We start from the raw sequence: 14781 nt of genomic DNA on the forward strand, positions 1-14781 counted from the left end.
TCTCCAGAGGGTTAACACGCTATCCCCGAAGTGTAGCCGCAAAATCAAGCATGCGGTTAAGCGGCACCAGCGCGCCCTGGCGCAGCGTCTCATCAACGTGGATTTCATGCGCAGCGCCGCCCTGCTCCAGCCCTTCAGCAATGGCTTTCAGGCCATTCATCGCCATCCACGGGCAATGTGCGCAAGTGCGGCACGTGGCGCCTTCCCCCGCCGTCGGCGCCTCCAGCAGTTCTTTTTCCGGTACGGCCTGCTGCATCTTGTAAAAAATCCCACGGTCGGTAGCGACTATCAGCTGTGGGTGCGGCAGCGTTTTCGCGGCGTTGATGAGCTGGCTGGTTGAACCTACGGCATCAGCCATGTCGACAATTGCCTGGGGTGACTCCGGGTGTACCAGAATGGCCGCCTGGGGATACAACGCTTTCATGCGCGCCAGCGCCTGGGTTTTGAATTCATCATGGACGATACACGCGCCCTTCCAGCACAGTACGTCTGCACCAGTCTGTTTCTGCACATAACTGCCAAGGTGGCGATCCGGCGCCCAGATGATTTTTTCCCCTAAACTATCGAGATGCTCAATGAGTTCGACTGCGATGCTGGAGGTTACCACCCAGTCCGCACGCGCTTTCACCGCGGCAGAAGTATTGGCATAGACCACGACAGTGCGATCCGGGTGAGCATCACAGAAGGCGTTAAACTCTTCGATGGGGCAGCCAAGATCGAGCGAACACTCCGCGTGCAGTGTGGGCATGAGAATGGTTTTCTCAGGGCTGAGGATTTTCGCCGTTTCGCCCATAAAACGCACGCCTGCGACCAGTAACGTTGTTGCGGGATGCTTTGCGCCAAAACGCGCCATCTCCAGAGAGTCAGAGATGCATCCCCCCGTCTCTTCCGCCAGTTGTTGAATTTCCGGGTCGGTGTAGTAATGCGCCACCATCACCGCGTTGCGTTCTTTCAGCAGGCGTTTGATTTTTTCGCGGTAGAACTGCTTTTCATCCACGCTGAGGGCCACCGGCTTCGGCGGGAAGGGGTAAATTGCGGCTTCTGGGTCAAACATCACGCTCATCATGCTGTCTCGTTTTACTGACTTAACGAAATTGCCGATAACAGGCGTATAAAACGCATCAATCGGGCACCGGTGTTTTATATGCTAAACAAGATAGCTGAAATAAGGGGAAAAGTCGTGAGGATTTTATTGCGTGCGGTGTCGGGTGCGCTGCGCTTACCCGACCTACAAGGCCGGCGCGGGCAATTTCTCAAACCGCAGATAGCAAAAAAGCGCCTTTAGGGCGCTTTTTTACATTGGTGGGTCGTGCAGGATTCGAACCTGCGACCAATTGATTAAAAGTCAACTGCTCTACCAACTGAGCTAACGACCCCTTGCGGGATTTTACTCTTTAATCATTCAGGATGGTGGGTCGTGCAGGATTCGAACCTGCGACCAATTGATTAAAAGTCAACTGCTCTACCAACTGAGCTAACGACCCATTCGGGTGTTGCCTGAAAGATTTTTACTCGGTTACCAATTTAAAATTGGTGGGTCGTGCAGGATTCGAACCTGCGACCAATTGATTAAAAGTCAACTGCTCTACCAACTGAGCTAACGACCCGAGTGGTGGGTGATGACGGGATCGAACCGCCGACCCCCTCCTTGTAAGGGAGGTGCTCTCCCAGCTGAGCTAATCACCCGATACTGCGCTGGATACTACAAACTACTTCCACCAAACCCACCTGAAATGATGGTGGGTCGTGCAGGATGACTCGGCTTCGCCTCGCCCTACGGGCCGTTGCTACGCAACGTTATCCTTCACGGTTAACATCATCATTCGATGTTAAAGTGGTGGGTCGTGCAGGATTCGAACCTGCGACCAATTGATTAAAAGTCAACTGCTCTACCAACTGAGCTAACGACCCGGTGGTGGGTGATGACGGGATCGAACCGCCGACCCCCTCCTTGTAAGGGAGGTGCTCTCCCAGCTGAGCTAATCACCCGATACTACGCTGGATACTGCTTTAAGTGGTGGGTCGTGCAGGATGACTCGGCTTCGCCTCGCCCTACGGGCCGTTGCTGACGCAACGTTATCCTTCACGTTTTACTACCGCTTCCACCAGAACGATTGGTGGGTCGTGCAGGATTCGAACCTGCGACCAATTGATTAAAAGTCAACTGCTCTACCAACTGAGCTAACGACCCACTTTTACGTTGTTTTCGAGATGTTTAATATCCCGTTGCAACGGCGGCATATATTACTGATTTCAGAATTGAGCGCAACAAATATTTCGACGAAGATCACTTAAGTGCTTATGTTTCATGCGGCATGACCAGAAATAACGCGATTCCTGGTCATGCTTCAGGCATTACATCCCACTAAGGCGTTTCTGAGCCTGTTTGGCCCCATCGGTGCCTGGGTACTTCGCAACCACCTGCTGGTACACTGCTTTCGCTTTCGCAGTATCCCCTTTGTCCTGCATGATCACCCCGACCTTAAACATCGCGTCAGCCGCTTTCGGTGATTTCGGGTAGTTTTTCACCACGGAGGCGAAATAGTACGCCGCGTCGTCTTTTTTACCCTTGTTGTAATTCAACTGACCGAGCCAGTAATTGGCATTCGGCTGATACGTTGAATCAGGATATTTTTTGACGAAGTTCTGAAACGCCGCCATTGCGTCGTCCTGGCGAGAGGAATCCTTCACCAGTGCAATCGCTGCGTTGTAGTCCGTATTCGCGTCACCCGTTTGTACTGGCACACCCGAGGCCGCAGCGCTGGCAGCTGGTGCCGCCGTCGCCGTAGAACTACCGCTCTGGTCACCGGACGCCTGCTGCGTCTGTGTGCCAGCGCCGCCGCTCGTCAGACTGTCAATCTGCAGCAGGATCTGCTTCTGGCGCTCAACAATCTGGTTCATCTGGTACTGACTTTCCTGGATTTGACCACGCAGGGAGTCGATATCAGATTGGTTGTCAGAGAGTTGTTGCTGGAGTTGAGTCAAAAGTTGACTGTGAGCATTAGAAATACGCTCAAGGGAAGTGACGCGGTCTTCGACCGAGCCTGAGCCGACACTACTGATTGGCGCCTGAGCATTAGCGGCCCAGGGGGCCGCTATGCCAACCAGTAACGACAGACTCAACATGTGATGTCTGAAGTTACTGCTCATGCAATTCTCTTAGTAAACCAGTACGGCACGACGGTTTTTGGAGTAAGCCGCTTCGTCATGACCCAGTACTGCAGGTTTTTCTTTACCGTAAGAAACGATGGAGATCTGGTCAGCAGAAACGCCTTTACCCTGCAGGTACATTTTAACAGCGTTAGCACGACGTTCGCCCAGGGAGATGTTGTACTCAGGCGTACCACGTTCGTCCGCGTGACCTTCTACGGTGACTTTGTAAGACGGGTTGCTACGCAGGAAGTTAGCGTGTGCATCCAGCATTGCAGCGAAGTCAGAACGGATATCGTATTTGTCCAGATCGAAGTATACGATGTTGTTCTGCTGCAGCTGTTGCATCTGCAGACGAGCCTGCTCTTCGGAGGACATATTGCCGCTGCCGTTTGCGTCCATACCTGTGCCAGCGCCGTTCAGCATGCCGCCTTCGCTGCCATCGTTGCTTGCATTCTTGTTAGAAGAACACGCCGCGATCGCCATTACCGGCAGAGCCAGCATCAGTCCTTTCAGCACTTTGTTCAGTTGCATTTCTTTGATTCCTTTAATAATTCAATTATTTATTATTACAGATACGGCGACCAGGCAGGGAATTTTACCTGTCCATCAGTTGCCGGAAGACGCGCTTTGAAACGCCCATCTGTAGAAACCAGATTCAGCACGGATCCCATCCCCTGAGAAGAGCTGTAGATTACCATAGTGCCGTTAGGTGCCAGACTTGGCGTTTCGTCCAGGAACGTTGACGACAATACTTGTACGCCACCCGCTACCAGATCTTGTTTGGCAATGTGCTGCTGACCACTATTGGAGCTGACCATTACCATAAACTTACCGTCGCTGCTCACATCCGCGTCCTGGTTCTGAGAACCTTCCCAGGTAATACGCTGCGGCGCACCGCCGTTAACATTCACTTTATACACCTGCGGACGACCGGCCTGGTCAGAGGTAAAGGCCAGATTCTGGCTGTCCGGGAACCAGGTTGGTTCGGTGTTATTACTGCGACCGTCGGTTACCTGACGGATCTGGCCAGAACCGATATCCATCACGTACAGGTTCAGGCTACCGGTTTTAGACAGGGCAAACGCCAGTTTGCTGCCATCCGGTGAGAACGCTGGCGCACCGTTGTGACGCGGGAATGACGCAACCTGACGTACCGCACCGTTAGACAGCGTCTGAATAACCAGCGCTGAACGGCCGCTTTCGAAGGTAACGTAAGCCAGTTTAGAACCGTCCGGAGACCACGCCGGTGACATCAGCGGCTGCGAAGAACGGTGAACCACGAACTGGTTGTAGCCATCGTAGTCAGATACGCGCAGTTCATACGGGAACTGACCGCCGTTAGTCTGCACGACATAAGCGATACGAGTACGGAACGCACCTTTAATACCGGTCAGCTTCTCAAACACTTCGTCACTGGCAGTATGGCCCGCATAACGCAGCCATTGCTTGTTCACTTTGTAGGAGTTCTGCGCCAGAACGGTACCCGGCGCACCGCCGGTATCAACTAACTGATAGGCAACAGTATAGCTGCCATCAGCGTTAGGTGAGACCTGGCCGACGACAACCGCGTCAATACCCAGCGCAGACCATGCCGCAGGTTGAACATCCTGCGCAGTGCCAGGCTGCTGTGGCAGTTTGGCTCGGTCTAACGGGTTAAATTTACCGCTGTTACGCAGGTCAGCGCCGACGATACCGCCGACATCTTCAGGCGCGGCGCCAGGGCCTGCCCACTGGAACGGAACCACGCCAATAGGACGCGCCGAGTCCACCCCTTGGGTGATCTCGATACGTACTTCTGCGTGCAGCACTGCTGCCCACAGCATTAAGAAACCAAATGCTACTCGTAATGCCTGCTTCATCATATCTCCCTTATCTGGACGAAAAGCCCACGATAATTTAGCAGAATGTTAACAAACTCAAATACACAAAACTACCAAAACCCTGCGACTGCGCTGCCTTTATTTTCCCCATTTACATGGGGAAAATATAACTTAAGGTTTGAAGTCCAGTGGTGCATTTTTGAACGTTTCCCATACCGCTTGTGAAGGCGGTTTGGGGAATTTGGTCATCCGACTGGTTGCTGCCAGCATCTGCTGACAAAACGCCGGATCGCCGCCTTCCTGTTTAACGGTCAATACAGTTCCATCCTGCGCCAGGTTTACACGTAGCGTACAGGTTTTACCTTTGTAGGTATCCCAGTCATAGAGATGCCCACGGATCGCGGCCTGAACCTGTGCGATATAGGACGCGATTTCTGCCTGAGACGCACCACCCTGCCCCGGCTTATTACCTTTAGCAGGAGATGAGCCTCCAGCGGTACCACTGGTGTTACCTTTCGGCGCATTCTTACCTGAGCTGAGATCGCCCAACAGGTCGTCAACGCCGGAAGCGGCAGCGGCTTTATCTGCTGCTGCTTTCTTAGCTGCAGCCGCTTTGTCGGCAGCTGCTTTATCCGCTGCTGCTTTCTTCGCTGCAGCGGCTTTATCGGCAGCCGCTTTTTCTGCTGCTGCTTTCTTATCAGCAGCCGCTTTCTCAGCCGCAGCTTTCTTGTCTGCTGCCGCTTTCTCGGCGGCGGCAGCTTTTTCCGCTGCGGCTTTTTCAGCAGCAGCGGCTTTCTTCTCAGCCTCTGCTTGCGCTTTTTTGGCAGCCTCGGCTTCGGCCTTTTTCGCCGCTTCAGCTGCCGCTTTCGCCGCTTCTGCTTCGGCTACTTTTTTCGCGGCAGCAGCCGCTTTGGCCGCTTCCGCTTCTGCTGCTTTCTTCGCATCAGCAGCCGCTTTTTTCGCAGCTTCTGCTTCGGCTTGTTTCTGCGCGTCAGCCGCCGCTTTGGCCGCATCGGCTTGCGCTTTCTTCGCAGCCTCTGCTGCCGCTTTCGCGGCTTCTTCAGCCTGTTTCTGCGCGTCAGCTTCAGCTTTCTTCGCCGCTTCGGCTGCTTCTTTTGCTGCCTCTTTCGCCTGAGCGTCTGCTTTTTCTTTCGCTTCAGCCGCTGCTTTTTCGGCAGCTTCTTTGGCTTCTTTATCTTTTTGCTGCTGCGCTTTTTTCGCGGCGTTATCGGCCTGCTGTTTAGCGCTGGACTTCTGCTGCTTCTGGTAATTCTCAACCACCGCACCAGGATCGACCATCACGGCGTCGATAGCCGAACCACCGCCGCCACCGGCCGCAGCATCCATGTGCTCATCGAACGAACTCCAGATGAGTGCTGCAAACAGAATGACGTGCAGCACTGCTGAAATAATTATCGCTCGTTTAAGCTTGTCGTTTTGTTCGGTTGCCTTTGACACTCTCGGTTCCCAAAAACTGCTCGCCCGTTAGCCTGTAAGCGTTGCCGATGTGCATGCAACGCTTACAAACCACACGCAGAGAGTTAGATCGGTTGGGTCATTAATCCAACAGATTTCACACCTGCGCTGTGTAACAGGTTTAGCGCTTTAATTATTTCATCGTAAGGCACGTCTTTCGCGCCCCCAATTAAGAAGACCGTTTTCGGATTGGCCTGCAGGCGGCTTTTCGCTTCCGCGATAACCTGCTCTGGCGGCAGTTGATCGGAGCGATCCTTTTCAACCACTACGCTGTACTGCCCCACTCCCGAAACTTCGATGATCACCGGTGGATCATCGTTGCTGCTAACGGCCTGCGATTCGGTTGCATCCGGCAGATCAACCTCCACGCTCTGCGTGATGATCGGCGCTGTCGCCATAAAGATCAGCAACAGCACTAACAACACATCCAGCAGCGGAACGATGTTAATTTCGGACTTCAGTTCGCGACGTCCGCGTCCACGTGCTCTGGCCATGGCTTACCCCTTGTTGCTCTCGCTAACGGTAAACGCCTGACGGTGCAGAATGGCGGTGAACTCTTCCATAAAGTTGTCGTAGTTCAGCTCCAGTTTGTTAACGCGCTGGTTCAGACGGTTGTAAGCCATAACCGCAGGGATTGCGGCAAACAGGCCAATCGCCGTGGCGATCAACGCTTCTGCGATACCCGGCGCAACCATTTGCAGCGTTGCCTGTTTCACCGCGCCCAGCGCGATAAAGGCGTGCATGATCCCCCAAACGGTACCGAACAGACCGATGTACGGGCTGATGGAGCCGACGGTGCCAAGGAACGGAATATGCGTTTCCAGCGTTTCCAGTTCACGGTTCATGGAGATACGCATCGCACGCGACGCGCCTTCAACCACGGCTTCCGGCGCATGACTGTTTGCACGGTGCAGACGGGCAAACTCTTTGAACCCGCTGTAGAAGATTTGTTCTGAACCGGCCAGACTATCGCGGCGTCCCTGGCTCTCCTGATAGAGGCGAGAGAGTTCGATTCCGGACCAGAATTTATCCTCAAACGTTTCAGCTTCACGCGCCGCCGCGTTAAGAATACGGGTCCGCTGGATGATGATGGCCCAGGATGCGATTGAAAAACCAATCAAAATCAACATGATAAGTTTAACCAGAAGGCTCGCCTTCAGGAACAAATCAAGGATATTCATGTCAGTCACTGCTTAAACTCCGCGACAATAGACTTGGGAAGCGCACGAGGCTTCATGATGAGTGGATCAACACAGACAATCAGTACTTCAGCTTCGTTCAGCACTTTATTCTCAGCGTTGACAATCCGCTGCGTGAACACGAGTGACGTGCCGCGCATTGATGTAATTTCCGTCTGGACTTCGAGCATATCGTCGAGCCTTGCCGGCGCAAAATACTCCAGCGTCATTTTACGCACCACAAACGCGACGCGCTCTTCCAGCAACACTTGCTGGCTGAAATGATGATGACGCAGCATCTCTGTGCGTGCTCTCTCATAGAAAGCGACATAGCTGGCGTGGTAAACCACACCACCGGCGTCGGTGTCTTCATAATAGACCCGAACCGGCCATCGAAATATATACTTATTCATTCGTACTGCCTCTTCGTTGGCTGCATCCCTCACCCCGCTCACTTACAGACGTAAGCTCCCGGGGATTCGCGAATTTGCCGCCATGATGCAGCACGAATGACGTTGTATATAGCGTTGTATTCACTTTACATCCCGGTAATGCAAAAAATTTTGAGCTTTTGAACTTCGCTACTATACGCGCGGTAATCGTGGTTTGGAATGGGGTGAGGTAAACGGAGAGTAAATTTTTATGGGCTATTGCAAGCCCATAAATATTTGCGGATGTTTCCTGGTTACAGGAAGAAAAAAATCAGACCTGCAAGAAGGACTAAATCGGCGATAAGCGGGCAGAAAATCCCTTGCCAGTGGAGTGCGCGAGGACGAAAACCCACGCCATGAATGACGCCTGCACAAACGGCCCACATCAGCAGAAAACCGTGCCAGATTTCAAGCTCGCTGGTCTTCGCCGCGAAACGCGTCGGGTCCCAGAAGATGCAACCTGCCAGCAGCAGGGCCATAACAAGGGAAAGCGCCCTCAGGGGGCGCTTATCCATTATCGCGTACAGCGTTGCGATAATTTTCATCACTATTTTTCTTCACCTGCTTTGGTCGCTTCGACGTGTTCCAGCGCCAGCGCAGTGATTATCCCAAAGGCACAGGCAAGAAGCGTTCCTAAAATCCATGCGAAATACCACATTTTAAGCTCCTTACTTAGTACAGAGAGTGGGTGTTGCGTTCAATATCTTCTTTGGTGATACGACCAAACATTTTCCAGTAGCACCAGGTGGTGTACAGCAGAATGATTGGAACGAACACCGCAGCGACATAGGTCATCACGCTCAGCGTCAGCTGGCTGGACGTTGCATCCCACATGGTCAGGCTCGCGTTAAACATCGTGCTGGACGGCATGATGAACGGGAACATGGCAATACCGGCGGTCAGGATGATGCACGCCAGCGTCAGTGAGGAGAACAGGAACGCCCATGCCCCTTTATCCAGACGCGTCATCAGGATAGTCAGCAGCGGAAGCACCACCCCCAGTACCGGAATCGCCCACAGCGCCGGCATGTTGTTGAAGTTGGTCATCCATGCGCCCGCTTCATGTGCGACTTCTTTAGTCAGCGGGTTGGAGGCGGCAGTGTGATCCATAACCGATTTCACCACGTAGCCATCGATGCCGTAGTAGACCCAAACGCCTGCCAGCGCGAAGCATACCAATGTGACCAGTGCCGCCACCTGAGAGGTGGTGCGGGTACGCAGATGCAGTTCGCCAACCGTACGCATTTGCAGGTAGGTTGCGCCCTGCGTCAGGATCATCCCCACGCTCACCACACCTGCCAGCAGGCCAAACGGGTTTAGCAGCTGGAAGAAGTTACCGGTGTAGTAAAGACGCAGATACTCATCAATGTGGAACGGTACGCCCTGCAGCAGGTTACCGAAGGCCACGCCAATCACCAGCGGTGGAACGAAGCTCCCCACGAAGATGCCCCAGTCCCACATGTTGCGCCAGCGGGTGTCTTCAATTTTCGAACGGTAGTCAAAGCCCACCGGACGGAAGAATAAAGACGCCAGCACCAGAATCATCGCGACATAGAAGCCGGAGAACGCCGCAGCGTACACCATCGGCCAGGCAGCAAACAGCGCGCCGCCGGCAGTGATGAGCCATACCTGGTTTCCGTCCCAGTGTGGCGCGATTGAGTTGATCATGATTCGACGCTCGGTGTCATTACGACCGAGGAAACGGGTGAGCATGCCCACCCCCATGTCGAAGCCGTCAGCGACTGCGAAACCAATCAGCAAGATGCCGATTAGCAGCCACCAGATAAAACGCAATACTTCATAATCGATCATTTGACGACTCCTGTCTTAGCGTGCCGGCTGAGTAGTCGCGGTGGACTGCTCAAAGTGATAGCGACCGGTTTTCAGGCTGCTTGGCCCTTTGCGTGCGAACTTGAACATCAGGAACAGTTCGGCCACGAGGAACAGCGTGTAAAGACCGCAAATCAGCACCATTGAGAAGATAAGATCGCCTGCTGTCAGCGAAGAGTTCGCCACAGCGGTTGGCAATACTTCACCAATTGCCCACGGTTGACGGCCATACTCGGCGACAAACCAGCCCGCTTCCACAGCAATCCATGGCAGCGGTAAACCGTAGAACGCCGCACGCAGCAGCCATTTTTTCTCACCGATGCGGTTACGAATCACGGTCCAGAAGGAGGCACCGATAATCAGCAGCATCAGCACACCGCACGCCACCATGATACGGAAGGCAAAGTACAGCGGCGCGACACGTGGGATAGAGTCTTTGGTCGCTTTGGCGATCTGCTCTTCTGTCGCATCCGCCACGTTCGGCGTATAGCGTTTCAGCAGCAGGCCATAGCCAAGATCTTTCTTCACATCGTTAAACTGTTCACGCACAGCCGGATCGGTTGCGCCGGAACGCAGCTGTTCGAGCAGCGAGTAGGCTTTCATCCCGTTACGGATACGCTCTTCGTGCTGCACCATCAGTTCTTTAAGACCGGTAACCTGTTTATCAACAGAACGGGTCGCGATGATGCCCAGCGCGTAAGGAATTTGAATCGAAAGATGGTTTTCCTGCTTATCCTGGTCAGGAATCCCAAACAGCGTGAACGACGCCGGCGCAGGCTGGGTTTCCCATTCTGCTTCGATGGCCGCCAGTTTGGTTTTCTGCACGTCGCCCATTTCGTAGCCGGATTCATCACCCAGAACGATAACGGAAAGAATTGCCGCCATACCAAAGCTTGCTGCGATAGCAAAAGAGCGCTTAGCAAACGCGAAGTCACGACCTTTGAGCATGTACCAGGAACTGATTGCGAGCACGAACATCGCGCCGGTGACGTAACCTGATGCCACGGTGTGAACGAATTTCACCTGGGCTACCGGATTCAGTACCAGCTCGGAGAAGCTCACCATCTCCATACGCATGGTTTCAAAGTTGAAGTCCGACGCGATTGGGTTTTGCATCCAACCGTTTGCCACCAGGATCCACAGCGCGGACAGGTTTGAACCCAACGCCACCAGCCAGGTTACCGCCATGTGTTGCACTTTACCCAGGCGATCCCAACCGAAGAAGAACAGACCTACAAAGGTGGATTCGAGGAAGAAGGCCATCAGACCTTCAATGGCCAGCGGTGCACCGAAGATATCGCCCACGTAGTGGGAGTAGTAAGACCAGTTAGTCCCGAACTGGAACTCCATGGTCAGGCCGGTGGCCACGCCCAGTGCGAAGTTGATACCAAACAACTTGCCCCAGAACTTGGTCATATCTTTATAAATCTGTTTGCCGGAAAGGACGTAGACCGTTTCCATGATGGCCAGCAGGAACGCCATACCGAGCGTCAGTGGCACAAAAAGGAAGTGGTACATCGCGGTCAAGGCAAACTGTAAGCGCGACAGTTCGACTATATCTAACATCATGACTCCTTGCTCATCGCATGAAGACTCCGAGAATGAACCTGCGGACAGGGTTCATACACATGCCCCAATACAAATTTATTTGCGCCCTCCCCCACTGCTGACCGTTCGCGTTAGCCGATATCAGTCGTGAGCAAAGGTTACAAATACGTTAAAAAACAACTCAATTGATCCCTAAAATATATTACTCTGTAATATCCTTACAATAAACAGGTTTTTATTGTATTAGATTTACGATTTTCGACGGTGATCAATTTATAGCTAATCAGGCGGGTTGCAGCCACTTTGATCCAGGACAATTTAACCACTTTTATGGTGCATATCCAGTTTTTACGCATTGATATAAATCAATTTTATTTGTATTTGTTAATTATGTTTTTATTAGATGTGATCAGTGAAACGAATGTTACAGATATGTTTAAAAAATATCTCGGGAAATTTTCATAGTGGGGTAATGCGAAAAAAGAGGCGAGAGTTTTTAACGGCGGAATAGTTTTAAAAATGAAGTGATACAGAATAGTTAATGTTAGCCGACTCACAGTATTTTGCCAGGAAACCTGAACCTTTTTTGAATAATCACATTTTATTCACTTGAAATACAGACAAAATTAACACCATGACTTTATTATTCAAAAAAGAGGCAAATTCGGTCAGGCCGATGTTTGCCTCTCTTCAAACTTATTTTATAAGCGACACGCTAAAGGTACGCGACTGGCAAGGAAGAAACCGCACGCTTGCCTGACTAACATCTCCCCGGTTTGCGCCTGCCAGCGCCTGTTCATCCATCCCCGTTTCAACGCTCGCCACCTGATGGTGATTGAAGGCAACCTGCGCATCGGTGGCCTCCGTCGCTGACGGATTATAGAGCCGAATAATCAGTTCTGGCCTGTCTTCCGCTTTCTTCAACGCGCTGAGTGCACAGCCTACGGACGAGAGCGTGAGAAGGCTATAGTGCTCCGGCACAGTCATGGCCGCGCGATTAAGTTTCATCGCATCCCACGGTATTTTGTTATAGCACTGCACGGGCGTAAGCCAGCTACGCGCCTGCTGCGCCACCCCCGCATTAAGCGGTGTCCCGCTATATGGCCACAGGCTGAAGCGGCATTGCAACGTGCCGCGCAATTGTGAATCTGGCACTGCCATTTTTATGCCCGAAGGTCGGCCAGGACGCAAAAGCAGATCCTCTTTACCCAGCAGCCCTACGCCACGCATTAGCGTTAACGCGAAAGCGCTGTTCTCTTCGCCGATAATTTCCACCTCCCGCAGCCCTTCACTGAACAGCGCGATACCGTTAACCCCGTGCTGTAACGCCGCGTAATTAAGGAAATTCCACACTGGAATCGGGGCTTCTTTCCAGCCTTCCTGCTGCCACTGACGCATGGCCTCGTCCGTGACCGGCCGCGCCATTGAACCAAACTGGGTATCAGTGAGTACCGTTTGTGCGTGATACGGCACAGGCAGGCGAACGCGCAGACGATGATCATCGGCCTGATTAATAATCTGCACGTCAAAATCAACACGCTTGCTGTTGTCGCTCAGCGTAATGGTGGTTTCAATTTCAACATACCCGCTACGCTTGCGGGCGGCGCGCTCGGCCAGATTGAGTGGAACGGCGAGCGTACTGCGTAGAATCATTTTGCTGCGCCAGCCTTCCTCCACGATCTCTACCGCATGTGGATATGCAGCAGAGGTTAATATCCAATCTTCTCTCGGCGGAGAATAATCGTATTCATCGCCATCATCACCGCTCTCTTCGAACTCCAGCACCCGGTCGTAGACCAGCCCGCTCTCTTTATCTTCCATTCTGAGCGTACCGTCGGCATTGAGCGAGATACGCCATGCCGCATTTTCCAGCATCGAACTCGCCGCAGTAGAGACGTTTTTCACCTCACCCGTCTCGCCTGCAATCACCCGCAGCGAAACGTACCCCATCGCCGGGAGCACCCGCCGCAGTTGGATGTCATACTCCATAAACGGCTCATAATTCCCGTAGTGGACAATCTGCCTGTCAATCAAGCCAGGGTCGATTTCGCGGCTGGCGCGAATAAAGTACGGAACCGCCTCACCCTGTTCATCCACCAGCCGGAACCGGCTTGCGCGCAGACGAATCGTGGTGTCGAAAACTTCGTCGCGCGGCCACGGCATCAGGTTGAACAACCCCAGCCGGTCGTGTTCGCAGGCGGGCATGTTGTCGACAATTTTTCGCAGATAAAAACGAATCAGGTTATCCGCCATATCTTCCGCCAGCCAAAAACGCGCGGCTATCTCCTGATGGACTTTATCGCTACAGCAGCAGCCAATACTGTCGTGGGCGTGATTTTTGAGGATCGCTTTCCACATTTTCTCCAGCAGGCCATGGTGATAGTCAAAGCCCAGCGACCAGGCAATCGTGGCGAGCGGCTCGAGGACATTGACGATTTTGTTTTCAATGCGCGCATGCGCAATTTTGATATCCATGCGCGTCGAGCCAATGGTGCGATGGACGCGCATATATTTACCGTCGTTGAACTCACCTATCAGCGTCGCCAGCTTCTCGCGTTGCGCTTCGATTCGTTCAAAAACCGTTTCAAAACGGCTCATCACAAATTCACGTTGCGGGTAGATTTCCCGCAGTTTGTCCATCACCGCAAAGATATTTTGCTGCAGCGGCATCTGGTCGTGGCCGTTAGGCAGCAGAATCTCTTTGGTGATTGAGGCGTTTTCCAGCACCGGAAAGTAGCTATCCAGACGCTTACGCAGCCCAGCCTCATCATCAGGTAAGTACTTACCAATGGCGTAACCCAGCGGCAGCACCTGTGCCACCACTTCGCTGCCATCCTGACTTTGCCAGAGAAACTCGGTTTTATCGGTGCCGTGACGCTCAGAGCAGCCTCGCCAGAACATGGCACGCGTAATTCCAAAACCGTTATAGATATGCGGCAGTTGACCGGACATACCAAACGAATCAGGCAGATAACCAATTTTCATCGGCTCGCCAAACGCCATGCAGTCGCGCATCCCGTACATCAGGTTACGGACGATGGACTCCCCGGCGACAACGGTTGTGTCAGTCTGCGTGTACCAAGGGCCAATAATCAGTTTGCCCGCCTGAACCAGCGCTTTAACACGCTCGCGGTTTTCCGGCACCACAGCGAAGTAATCTTCCAGAATCGCTGTCTGCCCGTCCAGCACGTAATATTTGTATGCGTCATCCTGTTCCAGGCGGTCCAGAATCTCCGCCATATTGTTAACCAGTAAAATCCGCGACTCTTCGGTGGTGAAGTACCACTCTCTGTCCCAATGCATGTGCGGCGTAATGTGAACGCGAGATACAGCTTTCATCTTCGT

13 protein-coding genes and 7 tRNA genes are annotated in these 14781 nt (G+C 52.9%); all 20 read right to left on the minus strand.

Annotated elements, in window-relative coordinates; genetic code table 11:
* Positions 1-19: 19 nt before the first annotated feature.
* The 20 genes from nadA to mngB all read right to left on the minus strand — a co-directional run bounded on the left by nadA (position 20) and on the right by mngB (position 14775).
* Positions 20-1063 carry a quinolinate synthase NadA gene (gene nadA, locus ACOXYR_RS14590; RefSeq protein WP_108474098.1) on the minus strand — a complete coding sequence of 348 codons (1044 nt, stop codon included), beginning with the start codon at positions 1061-1063 and terminating at the stop codon, positions 20-22.
* Between the two features lie 237 nt (positions 1064-1300).
* A tRNA-Lys gene (locus ACOXYR_RS14595) sits at positions 1301-1376 on the minus strand.
* 32 nt (positions 1377-1408) lie between these two features.
* Positions 1409-1484 (minus strand) — tRNA-Lys (locus tag ACOXYR_RS14600).
* A gap of 47 nt (positions 1485-1531) precedes the next feature.
* A tRNA-Lys gene (locus ACOXYR_RS14605) sits at positions 1532-1607 on the minus strand.
* A gap of 3 nt (positions 1608-1610) precedes the next feature.
* Positions 1611-1686, minus strand: a tRNA-Val gene (locus tag ACOXYR_RS14610).
* Positions 1687-1835: 149 nt separating this feature from the next.
* Positions 1836-1911: transfer RNA gene (locus ACOXYR_RS14615), tRNA-Lys, on the minus strand.
* Positions 1912-1913: 2 nt separating this feature from the next.
* Positions 1914-1989, minus strand: a tRNA-Val gene (locus ACOXYR_RS14620).
* A 126-nt stretch (positions 1990-2115) separates the two neighbouring features.
* Positions 2116-2191, minus strand: a tRNA-Lys gene (locus ACOXYR_RS14625).
* A 164-nt stretch (positions 2192-2355) separates the two neighbouring features.
* Positions 2356-3150 (minus strand): cell division protein CpoB, encoded by a 795-nt coding sequence (gene cpoB / locus ACOXYR_RS14630; protein WP_108473867.1) that lies wholly within the window; start codon positions 3148-3150, stop codon positions 2356-2358.
* A gap of 9 nt (positions 3151-3159) precedes the next feature.
* Positions 3160-3684, minus strand: coding sequence for a peptidoglycan-associated lipoprotein Pal (gene pal / locus ACOXYR_RS14635; protein WP_015965297.1), 525 nt, complete (start codon positions 3682-3684; stop codon positions 3160-3162).
* A 35-nt stretch (positions 3685-3719) separates the two neighbouring features.
* A complete protein-coding gene (gene tolB, locus ACOXYR_RS14640; protein ID WP_108473868.1) occupies positions 3720-5012 on the minus strand; it encodes a Tol-Pal system beta propeller repeat protein TolB in 1293 nt (430 codons plus the stop codon).
* A 132-nt stretch (positions 5013-5144) separates the two neighbouring features.
* Complete coding sequence (gene tolA, locus ACOXYR_RS14645) at positions 5145-6431, minus strand: cell envelope integrity protein TolA (protein WP_421356239.1); 1287 nt, start codon at positions 6429-6431, stop codon at positions 5145-5147.
* Between the two features lie 83 nt (positions 6432-6514).
* Positions 6515-6943 carry a colicin uptake protein TolR gene (gene tolR, locus ACOXYR_RS14650; RefSeq protein WP_015965300.1) on the minus strand — a complete coding sequence of 143 codons (429 nt, stop codon included), beginning with the start codon at positions 6941-6943 and terminating at the stop codon, positions 6515-6517.
* A gap of 3 nt (positions 6944-6946) precedes the next feature.
* Positions 6947-7639 (minus strand): Tol-Pal system protein TolQ, encoded by a 693-nt coding sequence (tolQ, locus tag ACOXYR_RS14655; RefSeq protein WP_015965301.1) that lies wholly within the window; start codon positions 7637-7639, stop codon positions 6947-6949.
* A complete protein-coding gene (gene ybgC, locus ACOXYR_RS14660; RefSeq protein ID WP_015965302.1) occupies positions 7636-8040 on the minus strand; it encodes a tol-pal system-associated acyl-CoA thioesterase in 405 nt (134 codons plus the stop codon). Before ybgC ends, tolQ begins: the two co-directional genes overlap by 4 nt.
* Positions 8041-8312: 272 nt before the next feature.
* Positions 8313-8603, minus strand: coding sequence for a cyd operon protein YbgE (gene ybgE / locus ACOXYR_RS14665; protein WP_108473870.1), 291 nt, complete (start codon positions 8601-8603; stop codon positions 8313-8315).
* 2 nt (positions 8604-8605) lie between these two features.
* Positions 8606-8716, minus strand: coding sequence for a cytochrome bd-I oxidase subunit CydX (gene cydX / locus ACOXYR_RS14670; RefSeq protein WP_015965304.1), 111 nt, complete (start codon positions 8714-8716; stop codon positions 8606-8608).
* Positions 8717-8730: 14 nt separating this feature from the next.
* Entirely contained in the window at positions 8731-9870 is a 1140-nt protein-coding gene (cydB, locus tag ACOXYR_RS14675) for a cytochrome d ubiquinol oxidase subunit II (protein WP_015965305.1), read from the minus strand.
* A 15-nt stretch (positions 9871-9885) separates the two neighbouring features.
* Positions 9886-11454: a cytochrome ubiquinol oxidase subunit I gene (cydA, locus tag ACOXYR_RS14680; protein ID WP_108473871.1), complete on the minus strand. Its 1569-nt coding sequence runs from the start codon at positions 11452-11454 to the stop codon at positions 9886-9888.
* Positions 11455-12132: 678 nt separating this feature from the next.
* Positions 12133-14775, minus strand: coding sequence for a mannosylglycerate hydrolase (gene mngB / locus ACOXYR_RS14685; protein ID WP_421356240.1), 2643 nt, complete (start codon positions 14773-14775; stop codon positions 12133-12135).
* Positions 14776-14781 lie beyond the last annotated feature (6 nt).

The organism is Pseudocitrobacter faecalis, from assembly GCF_965231525.1.
GTDB classification, from domain to species: Bacteria; Pseudomonadota; Gammaproteobacteria; order Enterobacterales; family Enterobacteriaceae; genus Pseudocitrobacter; species Pseudocitrobacter faecalis.

Coding starts and splice junctions, on each gene's coding strand:
- cydX (WP_015965304.1), bottom strand. CDS start 8,716: ATGTGGTATTTCGCATGGATTTTAGGAACGCTTCTTGCCTGTGCCTTT.
- cydB (WP_015965305.1), bottom strand. CDS start 9,870: ATGATCGATTATGAAGTATTGCGTTTTATCTGGTGGCTGCTAATCGGC.
- ybgE (WP_108473870.1), bottom strand. CDS start 8,603: ATGAAAATTATCGCAACGCTGTACGCGATAATGGATAAGCGCCCCCTG.
- nadA (WP_108474098.1), bottom strand. CDS start 1,063: ATGAGCGTGATGTTTGACCCAGAAGCCGCAATTTACCCCTTCCCGCCG.
- tolR (WP_015965300.1), bottom strand. CDS start 6,943: ATGGCCAGAGCACGTGGACGCGGACGTCGCGAACTGAAGTCCGAAATT.
- tolB (WP_108473868.1), bottom strand. CDS start 5,012: ATGAAGCAGGCATTACGAGTAGCATTTGGTTTCTTAATGCTGTGGGCA.
- ybgC (WP_015965302.1), bottom strand. CDS start 8,040: ATGAATAAGTATATATTTCGATGGCCGGTTCGGGTCTATTATGAAGAC.
- cpoB (WP_108473867.1), bottom strand. CDS start 3,150: ATGAGCAGTAACTTCAGACATCACATGTTGAGTCTGTCGTTACTGGTT.
- mngB (WP_421356240.1), bottom strand. CDS start 14,775: ATGAAAGCTGTATCTCGCGTTCACATTACGCCGCACATGCATTGGGAC.
- cydA (WP_108473871.1), bottom strand. CDS start 11,454: ATGTTAGATATAGTCGAACTGTCGCGCTTACAGTTTGCCTTGACCGCG.
- pal (WP_015965297.1), bottom strand. CDS start 3,684: ATGCAACTGAACAAAGTGCTGAAAGGACTGATGCTGGCTCTGCCGGTA.